General features: G+C 59.8%; 16 protein-coding genes. 8 read left to right on the forward strand and 8 right to left on the reverse strand.

Annotated features, from left to right (window positions below; genetic code table 11):
* The first annotated feature begins 78 nt into the window (after window positions 1-78).
* Entirely contained in the window at window positions 79-1356 is a 1278-nt protein-coding gene (gene sbmA, locus AC1D17_RS01555) for a peptide antibiotic transporter SbmA (RefSeq protein ID WP_477563854.1), read from the forward strand.
* 24 nt (window positions 1357-1380) lie between these two features.
* Here sbmA and AC1D17_RS01560 read toward each other — a convergent pair whose 3' ends face one another.
* Window positions 1381-2388 (reverse strand): polysaccharide deacetylase family protein, encoded by a 1008-nt coding sequence (locus AC1D17_RS01560; RefSeq protein WP_477563665.1) that lies wholly within the window; start codon window positions 2386-2388, stop codon window positions 1381-1383.
* A 187-nt stretch (window positions 2389-2575) separates the two neighbouring features.
* On the opposite strand from AC1D17_RS01560, the gene AC1D17_RS01565 reads away from it, so the two are divergent.
* The 3 genes from AC1D17_RS01565 to der all read left to right on the forward strand — a co-directional run bounded on the left by AC1D17_RS01565 (window position 2576) and on the right by der (window position 5611).
* On the forward strand, window positions 2576-3163 hold the full coding sequence (locus AC1D17_RS01565) for an NnrU family protein (protein ID WP_477563666.1): 588 nt from the start codon (window positions 2576-2578) through the stop codon (window positions 3161-3163).
* A gap of 290 nt (window positions 3164-3453) precedes the next feature.
* Entirely contained in the window at window positions 3454-4125 is a 672-nt protein-coding gene (locus tag AC1D17_RS01570; RefSeq protein WP_477563667.1) for a tetratricopeptide repeat protein, read from the forward strand.
* A 67-nt stretch (window positions 4126-4192) separates the two neighbouring features.
* Complete coding sequence (gene der / locus AC1D17_RS01575) at window positions 4193-5611, forward strand: ribosome biogenesis GTPase Der (RefSeq protein ID WP_477563668.1); 1419 nt, start codon at window positions 4193-4195, stop codon at window positions 5609-5611.
* A gap of 18 nt (window positions 5612-5629) precedes the next feature.
* Here der and AC1D17_RS01580 read toward each other — a convergent pair whose 3' ends face one another.
* The 3 genes from AC1D17_RS01580 to AC1D17_RS01590 are packed head-to-tail and all read right to left on the reverse strand — an operon-like array spanning window position 5630 to window position 7250.
* Window positions 5630-6019: a type II toxin-antitoxin system VapC family toxin gene (locus AC1D17_RS01580; protein ID WP_477563669.1), complete on the reverse strand. Its 390-nt coding sequence runs from the start codon at window positions 6017-6019 to the stop codon at window positions 5630-5632.
* Window positions 6016-6270 carry a type II toxin-antitoxin system Phd/YefM family antitoxin gene (locus AC1D17_RS01585; protein WP_477563670.1) on the reverse strand — a complete coding sequence of 85 codons (255 nt, stop codon included), beginning with the start codon at window positions 6268-6270 and terminating at the stop codon, window positions 6016-6018. Before AC1D17_RS01585 ends, AC1D17_RS01580 begins: the two co-directional genes overlap by 4 nt.
* Window positions 6271-6329: 59 nt before the next feature.
* The gene (locus AC1D17_RS01590; RefSeq protein WP_477563671.1) at window positions 6330-7250 is read right to left on the reverse strand and encodes a sugar kinase; all 921 of its coding nucleotides are present in this window, start codon (window positions 7248-7250) and stop codon (window positions 6330-6332) included.
* Window positions 7251-7572: 322 nt separating this feature from the next.
* Between AC1D17_RS01590 and bglA the strand changes: the two genes are divergently transcribed.
* The 3 genes from bglA (at window position 7573) to AC1D17_RS01605 (ending at window position 9831) form a co-directional block, all read left to right on the forward strand.
* On the forward strand, window positions 7573-9213 hold the full coding sequence (gene bglA, locus AC1D17_RS01595; RefSeq protein ID WP_477563672.1) for a beta-galactosidase BglA: 1641 nt from the start codon (window positions 7573-7575) through the stop codon (window positions 9211-9213).
* A 65-nt stretch (window positions 9214-9278) separates the two neighbouring features.
* A complete protein-coding gene (locus AC1D17_RS01600; RefSeq protein WP_477563673.1) occupies window positions 9279-9545 on the forward strand; it encodes a type II toxin-antitoxin system ParD family antitoxin in 267 nt (88 codons plus the stop codon).
* Window positions 9535-9831, forward strand: a complete 297-nt coding sequence (locus tag AC1D17_RS01605; RefSeq protein ID WP_477563674.1) for a type II toxin-antitoxin system RelE/ParE family toxin — start codon at window positions 9535-9537, stop codon at window positions 9829-9831. The genes AC1D17_RS01600 and AC1D17_RS01605 overlap by 11 nt, the downstream gene beginning before the upstream one ends.
* A 115-nt stretch (window positions 9832-9946) precedes the next feature.
* Here AC1D17_RS01605 and AC1D17_RS01610 read toward each other — a convergent pair whose 3' ends face one another.
* The gene (locus AC1D17_RS01610) at window positions 9947-10417 is read right to left on the reverse strand and encodes an Lrp/AsnC family transcriptional regulator (protein ID WP_477563675.1); all 471 of its coding nucleotides are present in this window, start codon (window positions 10415-10417) and stop codon (window positions 9947-9949) included.
* A 142-nt stretch (window positions 10418-10559) separates the two neighbouring features.
* Here AC1D17_RS01610 and AC1D17_RS01615 point away from each other — a divergent pair, with 142 nt between their 5' ends.
* Window positions 10560-11174 carry a glutathione S-transferase family protein gene (locus AC1D17_RS01615; protein WP_477563676.1) on the forward strand — a complete coding sequence of 205 codons (615 nt, stop codon included), beginning with the start codon at window positions 10560-10562 and terminating at the stop codon, window positions 11172-11174.
* A gap of 15 nt (window positions 11175-11189) precedes the next feature.
* On the opposite strand, the gene ade is transcribed toward AC1D17_RS01615, so the two are convergent.
* From ade to aptA, 3 genes are all read right to left on the reverse strand, one after another.
* On the reverse strand, window positions 11190-12887 hold the full coding sequence (gene ade / locus AC1D17_RS01620) for an adenine deaminase (protein WP_477563677.1): 1698 nt from the start codon (window positions 12885-12887) through the stop codon (window positions 11190-11192).
* Window positions 12888-13070: 183 nt separating this feature from the next.
* Window positions 13071-14177 (reverse strand): branched-chain amino acid ABC transporter substrate-binding protein, encoded by a 1107-nt coding sequence (locus tag AC1D17_RS01625; RefSeq protein WP_477563678.1) that lies wholly within the window; start codon window positions 14175-14177, stop codon window positions 13071-13073.
* 282 nt (window positions 14178-14459) lie between these two features.
* Window positions 14460-15788, reverse strand: a complete 1329-nt coding sequence (aptA, locus tag AC1D17_RS01630; RefSeq protein WP_477563679.1) for an omega-aminotransferase AptA — start codon at window positions 15786-15788, stop codon at window positions 14460-14462.
* Window positions 15789-15824: the final 36 nt, after the last annotated feature.

Here is a 15824-nt window from a genome sequence, read left to right on the forward strand (position 1 = left end):
GGCACATGAGGGCTTTTGCCCTAGGTTCGGCGCATCGAAGCAGGGCGTCTATGCCCTCAAGAAACGCGAGTGCCCGCCTTGTTCCATTCCTTTTTTCCCAATCCGAAGCTGTTTTTCACGTCCGGCGCGATATGGACAGTCATATGTATTCTGGTGTGGTATTCGGTCGGCCCACAGATTGGCGCTGCCATCGGATTGCCACCACTCGCTCCGGGGGAGAAGGCGCCGATCGGGCTTGCGTACTTCTTCACCCCCGACAATCTCTGGTTCTATCTCTACTTCACCATCTTTGTGCTGATCTTCGGGGGAGCCTGGAAGATTATCGCCCGCGATCATCCCTGGGCCAATTGGTCGATCTGGGGATCGGCATTCATCATTTTCATCGCGTATTTCTCGGTGCAGACGTCGGTTGCGATTAACAATTGGCGCGGCCCGTTCTTCGACCTGTTTCAAGACGCGCTTTCGAAAAAGCCGGGAGTGACCGTCGATCAACTCTATAGCCTGCAACTGCGCTTCCTGGAAATCGGCTTCGTCAGCGTCGCCTTGAACGTTGTCACAGCCTTTTTCACCAACCATTACGTCTTTCGCTGGCGTACCGCGATGAACGATTTCTATATCTCGAAGTGGAACAAGCTGCGGCATATCGAAGGGGCATCGCAGCGTGTTCAGGAAGATACGATGCGTTTCGCCAATATCCTTGAAGGCCTTGGCGTCACCTTGATCAATTCGGTGATGACGCTGGTGGTTTTCCTACCGCTGCTCTTCGCAATGTCTGAGCACGTTTCCGATCTGCCGATCCTTGGCGCCGTTCCCCACGCACTGTTCTGGCTTGCGATCGTGTGGTCGCTCTTCGGCACGGCGCTTCTGGCGTTCGCCGGCATCAAGCTGCCCGGATTGAACTTCCGCAACCAGCGCGTCGAGGCAGCCTACCGCAAGGAGCTTGTCTATGGGGAAGATCATGCCGACCGTGCACAGCCGATCACCGTCAGGGAACTCTACGACAACGTGCGCCGCAACTATTTCCGCATGTACTGGCACTATGCCTATTTCAATGTGGCGCGTTTTTCCTACGGCCAGCTTGATGCGATTTTCCTGAACTTCATCCTTATCCCGACAATCGTGCTGGGGAAGATCACGATGGGCATCTGGCAGCAGATTGCCACGGCTTTCGGCGAGGTCAGCAATTCGTTCCAATACCTGGTGAACTACTGGTCGACGATCATCGAGCTGCTATCGATTCACAAGCGTCTGAAAGCCTTCGAAGCGGCGATCGACGATACGCCGCTGCCTGCGATCGACCAGCGCTATCTCGCCCGCGAGGAAACAGACGGCGAGCTTGCGGCGGCCAAGCCGTAAGGCCGACCTTCAGGCAAACAGCAATCAAAAGGCGGAGCGATCCGCCTTTTTCTGTTTGGCGATCATCGGCAGCGCCTCGGCATAGCTGACGCAGGCGACATCCGGCTTGCCGCAGGTTTCGGTCAGGAACCGGTCGAGTGCCCGCCAATAGGCGCCACCGTTCATTTCAACGAAATGAAAACCCAGCTGCAGTGGAATGCGATTGCCGCCATATTCCTGCTGAAAGGCCTTGCGGAAGGCGTCGAGCGCGCGCTCTTCGAAGGTAGCGCTGTCCTTTCGGTTCTCGATGCCCATGGAGTGGCGAACGAACAGATTGTAGTCCATGCCGATGATGCGGCGCTGCTGCGGGCCCTCGGGAATGAGCGGCAGGCCGAAGCGCGGCAATCCATCCGCGTCAGACGGCCAGCCCGGTCCCTTGGTGACGAGGCTGGCATCATACGTGAAGCCGGCTTGCTTCAGGGCAGGCAGCAAGCCGTCGCTCAGTGACAGATAGGGTGCGCGAAAACCCTCGATATCCTTGGCGGCGAAATCGGCCCAGCCTTCCGGCTTCTCGCTGGCGATGCCACCGGCGTTCCAGGCATTGGCGAGTGCTGCATTGAATGCAGCGAATTCCTGTTTCCAGTCGGCGGCAGTCCAGCCTTTGCCGTCAAAATGCCCGCAGGCATGGCTGCCGATGTCGTGACCGTCCTGATGCGCCTGCCAGATGTGGCGGACGCGGGCTTGGATCTCTTCACGGCTCTGGGCAAAGCCGACATTGGACCGTCCGGCCTTGTGGCCCGGTGCCTGATAGGCCTTGCCGCCCTCGGCCCGTGTCATCAGGAACGTGCAGGAGAGGAAATAGGTGAAATGCGCGCCTGTCCGCCTGGCCATGTCCAGGCTCTTGTCCCAAAGCCTGTTGTCGTGCGCGCCATCGAAGGAGATGATGACGAGCTGCTTGCGCTCGACAGGCGCCGGCGGCTCGACGGCGTGGGCAACAGCGGGAGCAAAGGCCAATGCGAAAGCAAGGCCGGAAGAGGCGGACAATCTGGGCATGCGAAAACCTTGGGCGGCAAATGCGGGATTTTATACCAAGGATCGTTGATAGGATGGGCTCCTATCATCGACCCTTGGTATGGGACCCCTGCCTCAAGAATGCGGCAATCCTTTGATCGCTCTGGAAAGTTTGGCGCGATCCGGCTATGCGAAGAGGTAGAAATCTCAAACAACATAGGTGGGTATCATGGCATTGCTGGTTCTGGGGATTGTCGTCTTTCTAGGCATGCACCTCGTGCGCGTCGTGGCACCGGGGTTTCGCGCCTCGATAATCGAGCGTCAGGGCAAGGGTGTCTGGATGGGGCTTTACGCGGTCATCAGCTTGATTGGCCTCGGCCTGATCATCTATGGCTTCGGCGAGGCGAGGGCGACGACCGGCATGCTCTATAATCCGCCAGTCTTCCTGAAGCACATTGCACTGCTGCTGATGCTGATTGCCTTCATCTGTCTTGCCGCCGGCTTCCTGCCGGCAGGCCGCATCGCCGTTGCGGTCAAGCATCCGCAGATCCTGTCGATCAAGATCTGGGCGCTCGCCCATCTGCTCGCCAATGGCGAGACGTCGTCGGTTCTGCTGTTCGGCTCGTTTCTCGCCTGGGGGGTTATCATGCGCATCTCGATGAAACGGCGGCAGCGGGCCGGCGAACTGGTACTGCCGGTCTTCCGCTCGTCGTCCAACGATCTGTTGGCGGTGGTCATCGGAGTGGTTGCCTATGGCCTGTTCATCTGGAAATTGCACGAATTGCTGATCGGCGTTGCGCCGATTGTCATGGGCTAAACGGCGGTAATCGGGGCTAGAGCGCTTCATCTTCTGCCGAAATTCATCCCGCCCTTCGGGTTGGCTGAAAACGGCCGCCCACGGCGTCGGATGGCTTGGCCGATGGGACCCCATCGCTCGGCGCCATCCTTCGTGTGGAACGGCCGTTTTGAGCCAACAGAATCGCTTCCGTTCAAAGATGAAGCGCTCTAAATCGCGCTGCCCCCTTACAACGGCCTCAAAATACGATAGAAGCGCGGAAATCTTTACATCCATCTTTGCAGGGAAGGCCGGGAAACCGGAACTTAGGAATGGCGAACCAGGACGACAGCTTTATCCGCGAAGTCAACGAAGAACTGCGCTCCGAACAGGTGAAGGCCGTGTGGACGCGGTTCGGTAGCGTCATTATCGGGATTGCCATTCTGATCGTTGTCGGCACGATCGGCAAGGTCGGCTACGAATACTGGCACGAGACCTCGGCCTCGCAGTCGGGCGACGAGTTCCTCGCAGCCTTGACGCTTTCGCGGGAAAACAAGACCGATGAAGCGCTGGCCGCTCTGGCCACGCTTGAGAAGGACGGCTATGGCGCCTATCCGGTTCTGGCGAAGATGCGGGCTGCAACTCTTGAGGCGCAGAAGGGTGATACGGCTGCGGCCATAAAGGCCTTTTCCGACATCTCCAAGGATGCCAGCTTGCCGCAGGCGATGCGCGATGCTGCCCGCATGCGTGCCGCCTATCTTCTGGTCGATACCGGCACCTATGAGCAGGTTTCGGCCGAGGCCGAGCAGCTTGCCGTTCCTGCCAATGGCATGCGGCATTCGGCCCGCGAAGCGCTCGGGCTTGCTGCCTACAAGGCCGGTGATATGGTCAAGGCCAAGACCTGGTTCCAGCAGATTGCCGACGATGCCGAGACACCGCGCAATCTGGCAAACCGCGCCCAGATGCTGCTCGATCTGATCACCGCCAGCGGAAAGGCGTCCTGAGCGGACGTCCACGAAAACAACATTGGAGCATGACCCTCTGCGGATGCTCTAAGGACAGGATTATTCGATGAACTTCACCGTCGCCATCGTTGGGCGCCCCAATGTCGGAAAGTCGACGCTGTTCAACCGTCTGGTTGGCAAGAAGCTGGCGCTCGTCGACGATACGCCGGGTGTCACCCGCGACCGGCGTCCGGGCGACGCCAAGCTTGTCGACCTGCGCTTCACCATCGTCGACACGGCCGGTCTTGAGCAATCGGGACCGGAAACGCTGCAAGGCCGCATGTGGCTGCAGACGGAAGCCGCCATCGACGAGGCCGACCTGACGCTGTTCGTCGTCGATGCCAAGCATGGCCTGACGCCCGCCGACGAGACGCTCGGCGAAATGCTGCGCCGCCGCGGCAAGCCGGTGGTGCTGGTTGCCAACAAGTCCGAAGCCAAGGGCTCGGATGGCGGTTATTACGACGCCTTCACGCTGGGGCTCGGCGAGCCTGTCGCCATTTCGGCTGAACACGGCCAGGGCATGATCGACCTGCGCGACGCCATCGTCGCTGCGCTCGGCGAGGACCGCGCCTTCCCGCCGGAGATCGATGAGCCCGAGACGAATGTCGATCTGCGCGGCGATGAGACCCTCGAAGACGAAGACTTCGAGCCGGAATATGACGAGACCAAGCCTTTGCGCGTGGCGATCATCGGCCGCCCGAATGCCGGTAAATCGACGCTGATCAACCGCTTCCTCGGCGAAGACCGGCTTTTGACGGGCCCCGAGGCCGGCATCACCCGCGACAGCATTTCCGTCGAATGGGACTGGCGCGGCCGCACCATCAAGATGTTCGACACCGCCGGCATGCGCAAGAAGGCGCGCGTCCAGGAGAAGCTCGAAAAGCTTTCGGTCGCCGACAGCCTGCGCTCCATCCGCTTTGCCGAAGCGGTCGTCATCGTCTTCGACGCGACCATCCCGTTCGAAAAGCAGGACCTGCAGCTGGTCGATCTCGTTGCCCGCGAAGGCCGCGCGGCAATCCTTGCCTTCAACAAATGGGATCTGGTCGAGGATACCCAGGCGCTGCTTGCCGATCTGCGCGAAAAGACCGAACGCCTGCTGCCGCAGGTGCGCGGCATCCGCGCGGTGCCGATCTCCGGCCAGACCGGCTACGGCCTCGACAAGCTGATGCAGTCGATCATCGACACGGACAAGACCTGGAACCGCCGCATCTCCACCGCCAAGCTCAACAAATGGCTGGAATCGCAGCAGATCCAGCATCCGCCGCCGGCCGTTTCCGGCCGCCGCCTGAAGCTGAAATACATGACCCAGGTGAAAGCCCGCCCGCCGGGTTTCATGATCTCCTGCACACGGCCCGATTCCGTGCCGGAAAGCTATATCCGTTATCTGACCAACGGCCTGCGCAATGATTTCCAGATGCCCGGCGTGCCGATCCGCATCCATTTGAGGGCGTCGGAAAACCCGTTCGAGAACAGGAAGAAGCGGTAAATTTAGCCGACGTGGCTGCTACCAGGTGATGAAGGTGGGGCTATAGGCTGCGATATTGCGGTCCCGCGTCACAAGGATCAGCGGTTCCGTGATGGCCTGTGCGATCAGTAAGCGGTCGAATGGATCGGCGTGTGGCGTCACCACACGCTCGGTTGCTGCCGCATGTTCGGCGCTTATGTCCAGGATGCGGCTTCCGGCGTTGGTGAAGTGACGAATGGCCTCGTACCCGCTGAACGGTATCGCCTTGTCTCTACCGACCAGGTACTTGATCGAAATTTCCCAGATGCTGGCCGCGGAAATATATGTCTGATTGTCCGGATCCTTGAGGATGGCTGCAACTCTGGGAGACAGCATTTCCGGAGCAGAAATTGCCCATATCGCAACATGCGTATCCAGAAGAAGGTTCATTCGTCCTTCAATCCGAAAAGCTTCGCCACCTCTTCATCAAGGGCATTGAAATCTTCCAGCGACATCGGTGGAAACTGACCCTGAAGCAGGCCTAGTCGCATTCCCTTTTTTTCGTTTTGTGCCAGCGGAACCAGCCTTGCCGCCGGCTTGCCGTCACGCGCGATGATAATCTCGTCTTCCGCACCGCTTTCAACGGCGCTGACAAGTTGAGAAAGGCGCGTCTTTGCTTCCAGCATGTTGACGGTCGTCATCGCAACCTCCTTGGCTAAGCTTGACCAAGGTAAGGCGGAAACCCCGAATTTGCAATATTTTATGCGGTACGCTCCAACGTGTCTTTCGCAACAAGTGCACCGTGATGCTGAATGACTGCCGCGGCTGTTTTCGCCGCAAACTCAGCCGCTGAGATGGCGTCGCCATCGACCGCGAAGCGGGCAAGGAAAGCACCGTTGAAGCTGTCGCCGGCGCTGGTGGTATCGACGATCTTTTCAACCTTGGCCGAGGGCACAAACTGGAGCGGCGCATCGCCAAAGCTGAGCGTCACGCCCTTTGGCCCATCCTTCACCACGATGTTTTCAACGCCAAGACCGCGATAGCGGGCGATCGTTGCGGCAATATCGGCATCGCCGAAATACACCTGTTCGTCGTCGAAGCTCGGCATGACGAGGCTGGATGCGCGGGCTCCAGCCGAGATCGTTTCAAGCATAAAGGCCTTGTCGTCCCAGAGGCGCTGCCGGATGTTGGGATCGAAGACGACGAGCTTGCCGGCAGCCTTGGCGCGGCGTAGTTCGGAAAGAAGCGTTTCGATGGCGGACGGCGCCAGAATGGCGAGCGTAATGCCGGAAAAGACGATCACATCCGAGGCTTCGATGGCGGCGCGCAGGTGGTCCGCGTCGTCCGCGAGCGTCTTTGCCGCAGAGACCGAGCGCCAGTAGGAGAAGCTGCGCTCGCCGTCCTTCAGGTGGATCATGTAGAGCCCGGGCGCACGGCCCTCGACGCGGCGGATGGAGCCGGTGCCGACGCCGGTCTTTTCGATGAAGGCCAGCATCTCATCGGAAACCGTATCGGTACCGACGGCGGTCAGATAATCGACCGACCAGTCCTTGGGCAGGAAGAGCCGGGCGTAATAGGCGGTATTGAACGTGTCGCCGGCATAGCCCTTGCGTAGCAGATCGCCTTCGGCCTGCATCAGTTCCACCATGCATTCGCCGATCGAAAGCAGCCTGCCCGCCATGAAATTCTCCCCGCTCTTCATGTCCTCGCGAAAGCGGAGATACGGCTTACCAGCGCCGAAGGCAAGCCGATGCCGTCGTTATGCGCGCGGTGGCGAACGCGAATTTCGATGCGGCGGGAGCATCAATCCCTGAATGCAGGCAGAGCCGCGTCAAATGCCCATCGAGCAGAACTTCAAAGTTCTCCTCCAGCAGAAGGGCGCAATGGCGATGACTGACGGGCTGCCGGCGCGGTATCCCGGCAAAGCGTTGAGAAGGCCGTTTACTCGCATCTGCAGCAACGATACATCTTTCGCCATATCCCTGTGATGGCGGAGTTTTTTGATGGCATCTCCCTTGAAGTCCAATCCCGACTGGTGGCGCGGCGCGGTGATCTATCAGGTCTATCCGCGCTCTTTCCAGGACACCACGGGGGATGGTCTGGGCGACCTCAAGGGGGTGACGCAGCGGCTGCCGCATATTGCCAGCCTCGGCGTCGATGCCATCTGGCTGTCGCCGTTCTTCACCTCGCCGATGGCCGATATGGGCTATGACGTTTCGGACTATTGCGATGTCGATCCGATGTTCGGCACGCTTGCCGATTTCGACGTCTTGCTGAAGACGGCGCATCAGCTTGGCATCCGGGTCATCATCGATCAGGTGATCTCGCACACATCCGACCAGCACCCATGGTTCAAGGAAAGCCGGTCGGACCGCACCAATCCGAAGTCCGACTGGTATGTCTGGGCGGATCCGAAACCGGACGGAACGGCGCCGAACAACTGGATGTCGATCTTTGGCGGGCCGGGCTGGGAATGGGACGGCGTGCGCAAGCAGTACTACATGCACAATTTCTTGGGCTCCCAGCCGGATCTCAACTTCCACAATCCCGACGTCCAGCAAGCGCTGCTGGACACCGTGCGGTTCTGGCTGAAGCGCGGTGTCGACGGCTTCCGGCTCGACACGGTGAATTTCTATTTCCACGACAAGGAATTGCGCGACAACCCGCCGCTGGTCTACGACGAAGACGCGATCGGGCTCGATGCGCCCGACGTCAATCCCTACGGTATGCAGAACCATCTCTACGACAAGACGCAGCCGGAAAATATCGGTTTCCTGCAGCGTTTTCGCGCCCTGCTCGACGAGTTCGGCGATCGTGCTTCGGTGGGTGAAGTCGGCGACGGCGCTCGCTCGCTGAAGACGGTGGCTGCCTATACCGGCGGCGGCGACAAGCTGCATATGTGCTATACGTTCGACCTTCTGGGACCGGATTTTACCGCCACCCATATCCGCCGCTGCGTCCAGGCGTTTCAGGATGCCGTCACCGATGGCTGGGTGTGCTGGGCCTTTTCCAACCACGATGTCACCCGCCATATCAGCCGGTTTACCCAGACGGCTGGCGAGCGTGGGCGGGTTGCCAAGCTGGCGATTTCGGTTCTGGCGGCACTGCGCGGCTCGATCTGTCTGTATCAGGGCGAGGAACTGGCCTTGCCGGAGGCGGAGCTCCAGCTTGAAGACCTGCGCGACCCCTACGGCATCCGCTTCTGGCCGGCTTTCAAGGGGCGCGATGGATGCCGCACGCCGATGGTCTGGGAAAAGAACGCCGGCCATGCCGGGTTCTCCAGCGCCAAGCCTTGGCTGCCGGTGCCGGAAGAGCATCTTCCCCTTGCCGTTGACCAGCAGGGCGACGGTTCTGTCCTCGATCACTACCGGCAGACACTGGCTTTCAGAAAGGCGCATGCGCCGCTGCTCGACGGCAGCATGACATTCCTCGAAACCAATCAGGACATTCTGGCCTTCACGCGCGAGAAGGGCGGCGAGAAACTGCTGTTCATCTTCAACTTGCGTCGTGGCCCGCAGACCGTTGATTTGCCGAGGGGTGTGGTGGTGTCCGGCGTTGTGCCGATGCCGGGTTTTGCGCCGAAGATCGAGGGTGGCGAGATCGTGCTTGAGGCGATGGACGTGTTTTGCGGACGGGTCGACTGAAATCGGAAGGAGACTAGTATCATTTAATGATATATTCTTAGAGCGCACCCTTGAGGAGGTATGATATGGCTTCGAGCTACACGCTGGGCGCTCACTATGAGGATTTTATCCGCGATCTTCTTGCAAGCGGCCGCTACGCCAGCGCTAGCGAAATCGTGCGCGACGGTCTGCGTGCGCTGGAAGAGCGAGAGCAATTTCGTGCTGCGAAATTACAAGCATTGACGGCCGCAATCGATGAAGGTTTTGCCAGCGGTGAGGCCGAGCCGATGGATATGGATGCCATAAAGTCAGAAGCACGGCTGAACTCTGCAAAGTTTGCTCGTGGCGCTTGAAATCCGCCGTCTACCAAAGGCAAAATCTGATCTGATCGCGATATGGCGCTATATCGCAGACGACAGCGAACCTGCGGCTGACCGGTTCCTGGATCGCATCCAATCTGTGTTGTCGATGCTTTCCAATCAACCGGATGTTGGGCGTGCAAGGCCTGAACTTCATGACGATTTGCGTAGTTTTCCAGTTGGCAATTACATCATTTTCTATACATCGGACGAAACGACTTTGACCGTCGTTCGTGTGCTCAGCAGCTTTCGTGATATATCGGAACGCATGATGCGTTAAGCGGCCGAACGGCTCTCACCGGGTCCGCGTAAACTCGTCGAGGTCCACCAATCCCATGTCCGCAATCGTCAGGTGCGGGGTGACCGGCAAAGGCAGCAAGCCCACTATTTTGAGATTAGTCGTCCAGCGGTACAGGAATGACCAGGCCGCGTTTGATGACGCCAAGGGCAACATTCGTCGTGAATCGCCGGACATTGGTGTTGTCGGCGATCAGCCGCGACATCAGGGTGTCATAGGCATCGACGTCGGGTGCCGTGACGATCAGCACGAAATCCGAGCCACCGGTGATGTAGAAGGCCTGTTGGATCATCGGCTCGTTTTCCAGCCAACGGCGCAGCTGGGCAAGAAGCTCGGGCCGCTCGCGCTCGACATCCAGTGCGACAATAAAGAATGTCGGACGGCCAACCTGCTTGGGGTCTACGACTGCGATGTCCCGTTGGATAATCCCCGTCTCACGCAGTCGTTTCAACCGCCGCTGGATCGCCGAGACGGAGAGGGACACCTCCGCGGCGAGCTGTTCGGCGGTCCGGGATGCATCTTCCTGCACCAGATTCAGCAGTTGTCGGTCGAAGCGGTCGAGGTTCATGGAGGCATTTTACAAGCATATTGCGCGGCGGAAAAGCGGTATGACGAGGGTTATCGCGGTCAAACGGCTCACTGATATTTTACAATTTGTCCCAGCAACCTCGCAGCTGCCAGCTCTGTTTCATGCCCTGGGATTTATGCACATGAAGCTTCTGTACCAGACCCATTCGCCCTTTGCCCGCAAGACGCTGGTCTTTGCCCATGAAGTGGGTATCGCCGATCAGCTGGTTGTCGAGCACCACGAGACAAGCCCGACAAACGCCAATGCCGAGGTTTTCCAAAGCAACCCGCTTGGAAAGGTTCCGGTTCTGCTGCGCGACGGCCTGTCGCCGCTGTTTGATTCCGACGTCATCTGCGCCTATTTCGATACGCTGCACCAAGGGCCGTCGCTTTTCCCTGCCGATGTCGAGCGTAGATGGGCCGCCTTACGCCTGCAGGCATTGGCGCAGGACATGGCCTATGCCGGCATCGGGATTCGCTGGGAAACGGCCCGGCGTCCCGAGCATCTGCGCTATCCCGAGCTGCAGGCCGGCTACGAGCGAAAGCTCGCAGAAAGCTATCGTTGGCTGGACCGGGAAATCCAGGGCGACGAACCCTTGCATATCGGCCATATCGCCGTTGCGACGGCACTGGACTGGCTCGCCTTCCGCTATCTGCCGTCCTTTCGCGCCTACGCCAATCTCACCCGCTGGTTCGATGCATTCGTAAAGCGGCCGTCGATGCATAAGACGCCGCTTTCGGGCGAAACCCAAGATTAGAAGCCCGTCAGGCTCTCACCCGATCAGCGCAAACTTGTCGACATCGACCAGCCCCATGTCCGAAATCTTCAGGTGCGGGATGACCGGCAGAGGCAGGAAAGCCAGTTGCAGGAATGGCTCCTGCAGCGTTGCGCCCAGCGCAAAGGCTGCCTGACGCAGATGATGGAGAGTGTCGCGCACGCTTTCATAGGGTTCTAGACTCATCAGGCCGGCGACGGGCAGCGAGATTTCTCCCGTCACCTTGCCGTCCTCGACGACGACGAAGCCGCCCTTGATCTGGCCGAGCCGGTTTGCGGCCAATGCCATGTCGTCCTCGTTGACGCCGACGACGCAGATATTGTGGCTGTCATGGCCGACGGTGGAGGCAATCGCGCCCTTCCTCAACCCAAAACCCTGGACGAAGCCGTTGGCATGGTTGCCGTTGACGCCGTGGCGCTCGATGACGGCGACCTTGATGATGTCGCGGCCAAGATCGACGCCGGCCTGATTGCCGGATGCCGGCAGCTTGTAGCGGCGGTGTTCGGTGATGATCTTGCCGGGAAGAACGCCGATAACCGACGTTTCTTCCTCGGCATAGGGCACGCCGAAATCGGCGGCATTGATATGGCCTGCCTTGACGCTGTCGAGGCCGACAGGGGCGACCGGGCGGCGGGTGGCAAACAGCGCGTCATTGACGAGGCGTCCGCCGGCAAACACCGCCTCTGCCTTGCAGTTCTCCAGGCTGTCGATGACAACCAGATCGGCGCGCCAGCCGGGTGCGACCAGACCGCGGTCGCGAAGCCCGAAGGCGCGGGCGGCCGAGATCGAGGCGGCGCGGTAGACGGCGAGCGGCTCGACCCCTTGCGCGATTGCCTCGCGGATCATGTAGTCGAGATGACCTTGCTCGGCGATATCAAGCGGATTGCGGTCATCGGTGCACAGCGCCAGGAATGGCGACAGGCGTTCCGTCAGGATCGGCATCAGCGCGTGCAGATCCTTGGAGACAGAGCCTTCGCGCACCAGGATGTGCATACCCTTGCGGATCTTCTCAAGTGCCTCCGCTGCCGTCGTGCATTCGTGGTCGGTGCGGATGCCGGTGGAAAGATAGCCGTTGAGATCGAGACCGCTCAAGAGCGGCGCATGCCCGTCGATGTGACCGTCCTGAAAGGCGTCAAGCTTGGCAAGGCAGATGGGGTCCTTGTGGATGACGCCCGGAAAGTTCATGAATTCCGCCAGGCCGATAACTTTCTCGTGGTCGCGGAACGGCAAAAGCTTCTCGATCGGCAGGCTGGCGCCGGAGGTTTCCAGATGGGTCGCGGGCACGCAGCTGGAGAGCTGCACGCGGATGTCCATAATGGTTTCGCGGGCAGAATCGAGAAAGAACTGGATGCCTTCGGTGCCCAGCACATTGGCGATCTCATGGGGATCGCAGATCACGGTGGTGACGCCATAGGGCAGGACGCAGCGGTCGAATTCATGCGGGGTAACCAGCGAGGATTCGATATGCAGATGCGTGTCGATGAAGCCGGGCACGACGATCTTGCCGGTGATGTCGATTTCGGTGGTGCCCGCATAATTGCCGTAAGTGCCGACAATGCGATCGCCGCAGATGGCGATATCAGTGGGGACGAGATCGCCGCTGACCAGATCGAAGAAACGGCCGCCCTTGAGCACGACATCGGCGGGAATGCGCCCGGTGCCCTGATCGATCAGCTTTTCAAGTTTTTCGCTCATGGGTTTCCGGCCTCTTTGATGCTTGTCTGGAATATGGCTCGTCAGAGCATAGTGGCTGATCGCCGTCATTGCACACCCGGATGCACTTAATTGCTGTTTCAGGCTGTGGATGGCGCCAGCGATGTCAGTCCGCAAAAATGAAATCGGGCGCCGAAGCGCCCGATCCGTCATTGGTCACGCTGCTTATTCGGCAGCGACGATCTTGCCGTTGTCCCACTTGTAGAGCGAGAAGCTCTGCGAGGTCAGATCGCCGGTTTCGCCGTAGGTGACGTCGCCGATGGCGGTCTTGATCGGCTCGCCGGTTTTCAGGGCCGTTGCGACGGCGGTGGCGTCTTCGGCGCTGCCAGCCTTTTCGATGCCGGCCTTGATCACTTCAACGGCTGCATAGGCGTTGAGCGTGAAGGCTTCCGGCGGGATGTTGGCAGCCTGAAGGGCCGCGACGGCAGACTTCGACGCATCGTTCTTCAGCGCGTCCGAGGCGTTGGTGAAGATTGTGCCTGCTCCGGCATCCGCGCCGATGGCCCAGAATTCGGTGTTGGAAAGACCGTCGCCGCCGATGATCTGGATCGGAGCGGAGATGTCATGTAGCTGGCGCACCAGAAGACCGGCTTCCGGGTGGTAGCCGCCGAAATAGAGCACATCAACCTTTTCCGCCTTGAGACGGGTGGTGAGCGCGCTCAGGTCCTTGTCGCCCGGAGTCAGGGAATCGTTGAAGACTTCGGTGACGCCGCCGGCGTTCAGCGTTGCCTTGAAAGCGTCGGCGAGGCCCTTGCCGTAGGCGCCCTTGTCGTTGAGGATGCCGATGCGCTTGTCCTTGAACTGCTTCAGGACATAGGCTGCCGCGACTTCGGCCTGCTGGTCGTCACGACCGCAGGTGCGCAGGATGGTGGCAAGGCCACGCTTGGTCAGGTCCGGCGTCGTCGCGGTCGGGGTGACCATCAGGATGCCGTTTTCGACCAGAACGTCGGATGCCGGCATGGCAACCCCGGACGTAACCGGACCGACGACAAAGCGAATACCTTCGCCGACGATCTGGTTTGCCGCCGAAACACCCTGCTTGGGTTCGCCGGCGTCGTCGGCCAGCTTCAGCACAACCTGTTCGCCGAGAATGCCGCCGTTCTTGTTGATCTGGTCGACGGCAACCTGCGCGCCGTTCTTGACCTGGTCGCCGTAAGCGGCGACGGGGCCGGTCAACGGCGCGATCAGGCCGATCACGATCTCGGCATGGGCCAGCGGCGCAAAGGCCAGAGAGGCGGCAAGGGCGGCGCCCGTCAATGTCTTGAAGTTCATCTTTTTTCTCCTTGGGTGGGTTGGTTCCCCGCAGTGCCAGCGCTTCGGTTGCCGGGCTGGACGGGAGAAACCTGCCAGTCGTCGTGCAACCCCAAGTCCGGTAGGCCGCCCGTCTTCTTTGAACGGATCGTTTCCATGCTTCTCGTCTATGAAGCTCACCAAGATTCCGCAAGGCGATTTTTTAGGCAAGGTGCAAAATAAATATTCAAATATTATGCCAAACGGCGCCGAAACATCCGTTTCGGCGCCGTTTGGGTATGTTCACGATCGAATCTTGTTCGTTTACGCGTTGGCGATCAGCACCTTGCGAATGCCATCGACCAGCTCGTCGATCTGAGCCTTGGTGATGATCAGCGGTGGCGAAAGGGCGATGATGTCGCCGGTGGTGCGGATCAGGTAACCGTTTTCATAGGCCTTCAGGAAGGCCGAGAAGGCGCGCTTGGTCGGTTCGCCTGCAATCGGCGCCAGTTCGATCGCACCGATCAGGCCGATGTTGCGGATGTCGATCACATGCGGGCAATCGCGCAGCGAATGCAGCGCATCGCCCCAGTAGGAGGCAAGCTCTGCGCCGCGCGTCAAAAGGCCTTCGTCGCGATAGGTGTCGAGCGTACCCAGCGCTGCAGCACAGGCGATCGGGTTGCCGGAATAGGTATAGCCGTGGAAGAACTCGATCATGTGCTCCGGGCCGCTCATGAACGCGTCGTGGATTTCGGCGGTGACAAACACGGCACCCATCGGGATGACGCCGTTCGTCAGGCCCTTGGCGGTGACGATCATGTCCGGCTTGACGTCGAAATATTGCGCCGCGAACGGCGTGCCGAGGCGGCCATAGCCGGTGATGACTTCGTCGAAGATCAACAGGATGCCGTGCTTGGTGCAGATATCGCGCAGCTTCTGCAGATAGCCCTTCGGCGGGATCAGAACGCCGGTGGAGCCTGCGACCGGCTCGACGATGACGGCGGCGATGGTCGAGGCATCATGCAGCGTGACGATCCGCTCCAGTTCGGATGCGATATCACCGCCATGTTCCGGCTCACCCTTGGTAAAGGCGTTCTTTTCCGGCAGGTGCGTGTGCGGCATGTGGTCGACGCCGGACAAGAGCGTGCCGAACATCTTGCGGTTCGAGACGATACCGCCGACCGAGATACCGCCGAAATTGACGCCGTGATAACCACGCTCGCGGCCGATCAGGCGGGTGCGCGAACCCTGGCCCTTCACCCTGTGATAGGCAAGCGCCACCTTCAGCGCCGTCTCGACCGATTCAGAACCGGAATTGGTGTAGAGCACATGCTCCATACCCTCAGGCGCGATATCGATCAGGCGATTTGCCAGTTCGAAAGCCTTCGGATGGCCGAGCTGGAAGGCCGGTGCATAGTCGAGTTCGCCGGCCTGTTCACGAATGGCCTCGGTGATCAGTGGACGGCAGTGTCCGGCATTGACGCACCAGAGACCGGCCGTGCCGTCAAGCACCTGGCGGCCGTCATGGGTCGTGTAATGCATGTCCTTCGCCTTGACGAACATGCGCGGTTCTTTCTTGTACTGCCGGTTGGCCGTAAACGGCATCCAGAAGGCGCGCAGGTCATTGGGCGTGGCATTGAGGCGGTTCGACATCGTGTTCTCCCTGGCGTTTTTATTTCTGGCGGCCAA

It is taken from the genome of Pararhizobium sp. P1_E7, assembly GCF_056405855.1.

Bases quoted from the DNA above. Each gene is read 5' to 3' on its own strand.
- AC1D17_RS01560 (WP_477563665.1), bottom strand. From the start codon at position 2,388: ATGCCCAGATTGTCCGCCTCTTCCGGCCTTGCTTTCGCATTGGCCTTT.
- AC1D17_RS01565 (WP_477563666.1), top strand. From the start codon at position 2,576: ATGGCATTGCTGGTTCTGGGGATTGTCGTCTTTCTAGGCATGCACCTC.
- AC1D17_RS01570 (WP_477563667.1), top strand. From the start codon at position 3,454: ATGGCGAACCAGGACGACAGCTTTATCCGCGAAGTCAACGAAGAACTG.
- der (WP_477563668.1), top strand. From the start codon at position 4,193: ATGAACTTCACCGTCGCCATCGTTGGGCGCCCCAATGTCGGAAAGTCG.
- AC1D17_RS01580 (WP_477563669.1), bottom strand. From the start codon at position 6,019: ATGAACCTTCTTCTGGATACGCATGTTGCGATATGGGCAATTTCTGCT.
- AC1D17_RS01585 (WP_477563670.1), bottom strand. From the start codon at position 6,270: ATGACGACCGTCAACATGCTGGAAGCAAAGACGCGCCTTTCTCAACTT.
- AC1D17_RS01590 (WP_477563671.1), bottom strand. From the start codon at position 7,250: ATGGCGGGCAGGCTGCTTTCGATCGGCGAATGCATGGTGGAACTGATG.
- bglA (WP_477563672.1), top strand. From the start codon at position 7,573: ATGGCATCTCCCTTGAAGTCCAATCCCGACTGGTGGCGCGGCGCGGTG.
- AC1D17_RS01600 (WP_477563673.1), top strand. From the start codon at position 9,279: ATGGCTTCGAGCTACACGCTGGGCGCTCACTATGAGGATTTTATCCGC.
- AC1D17_RS01610 (WP_477563675.1), bottom strand. From the start codon at position 10,417: ATGAACCTCGACCGCTTCGACCGACAACTGCTGAATCTGGTGCAGGAA.
- AC1D17_RS01615 (WP_477563676.1), top strand. From the start codon at position 10,560: ATGAAGCTTCTGTACCAGACCCATTCGCCCTTTGCCCGCAAGACGCTG.
- ade (WP_477563677.1), bottom strand. From the start codon at position 12,887: ATGAGCGAAAAACTTGAAAAGCTGATCGATCAGGGCACCGGGCGCATT.
- AC1D17_RS01625 (WP_477563678.1), bottom strand. From the start codon at position 14,177: ATGAACTTCAAGACATTGACGGGCGCCGCCCTTGCCGCCTCTCTGGCC.
- aptA (WP_477563679.1), bottom strand. From the start codon at position 15,788: ATGTCGAACCGCCTCAATGCCACGCCCAATGACCTGCGCGCCTTCTGG.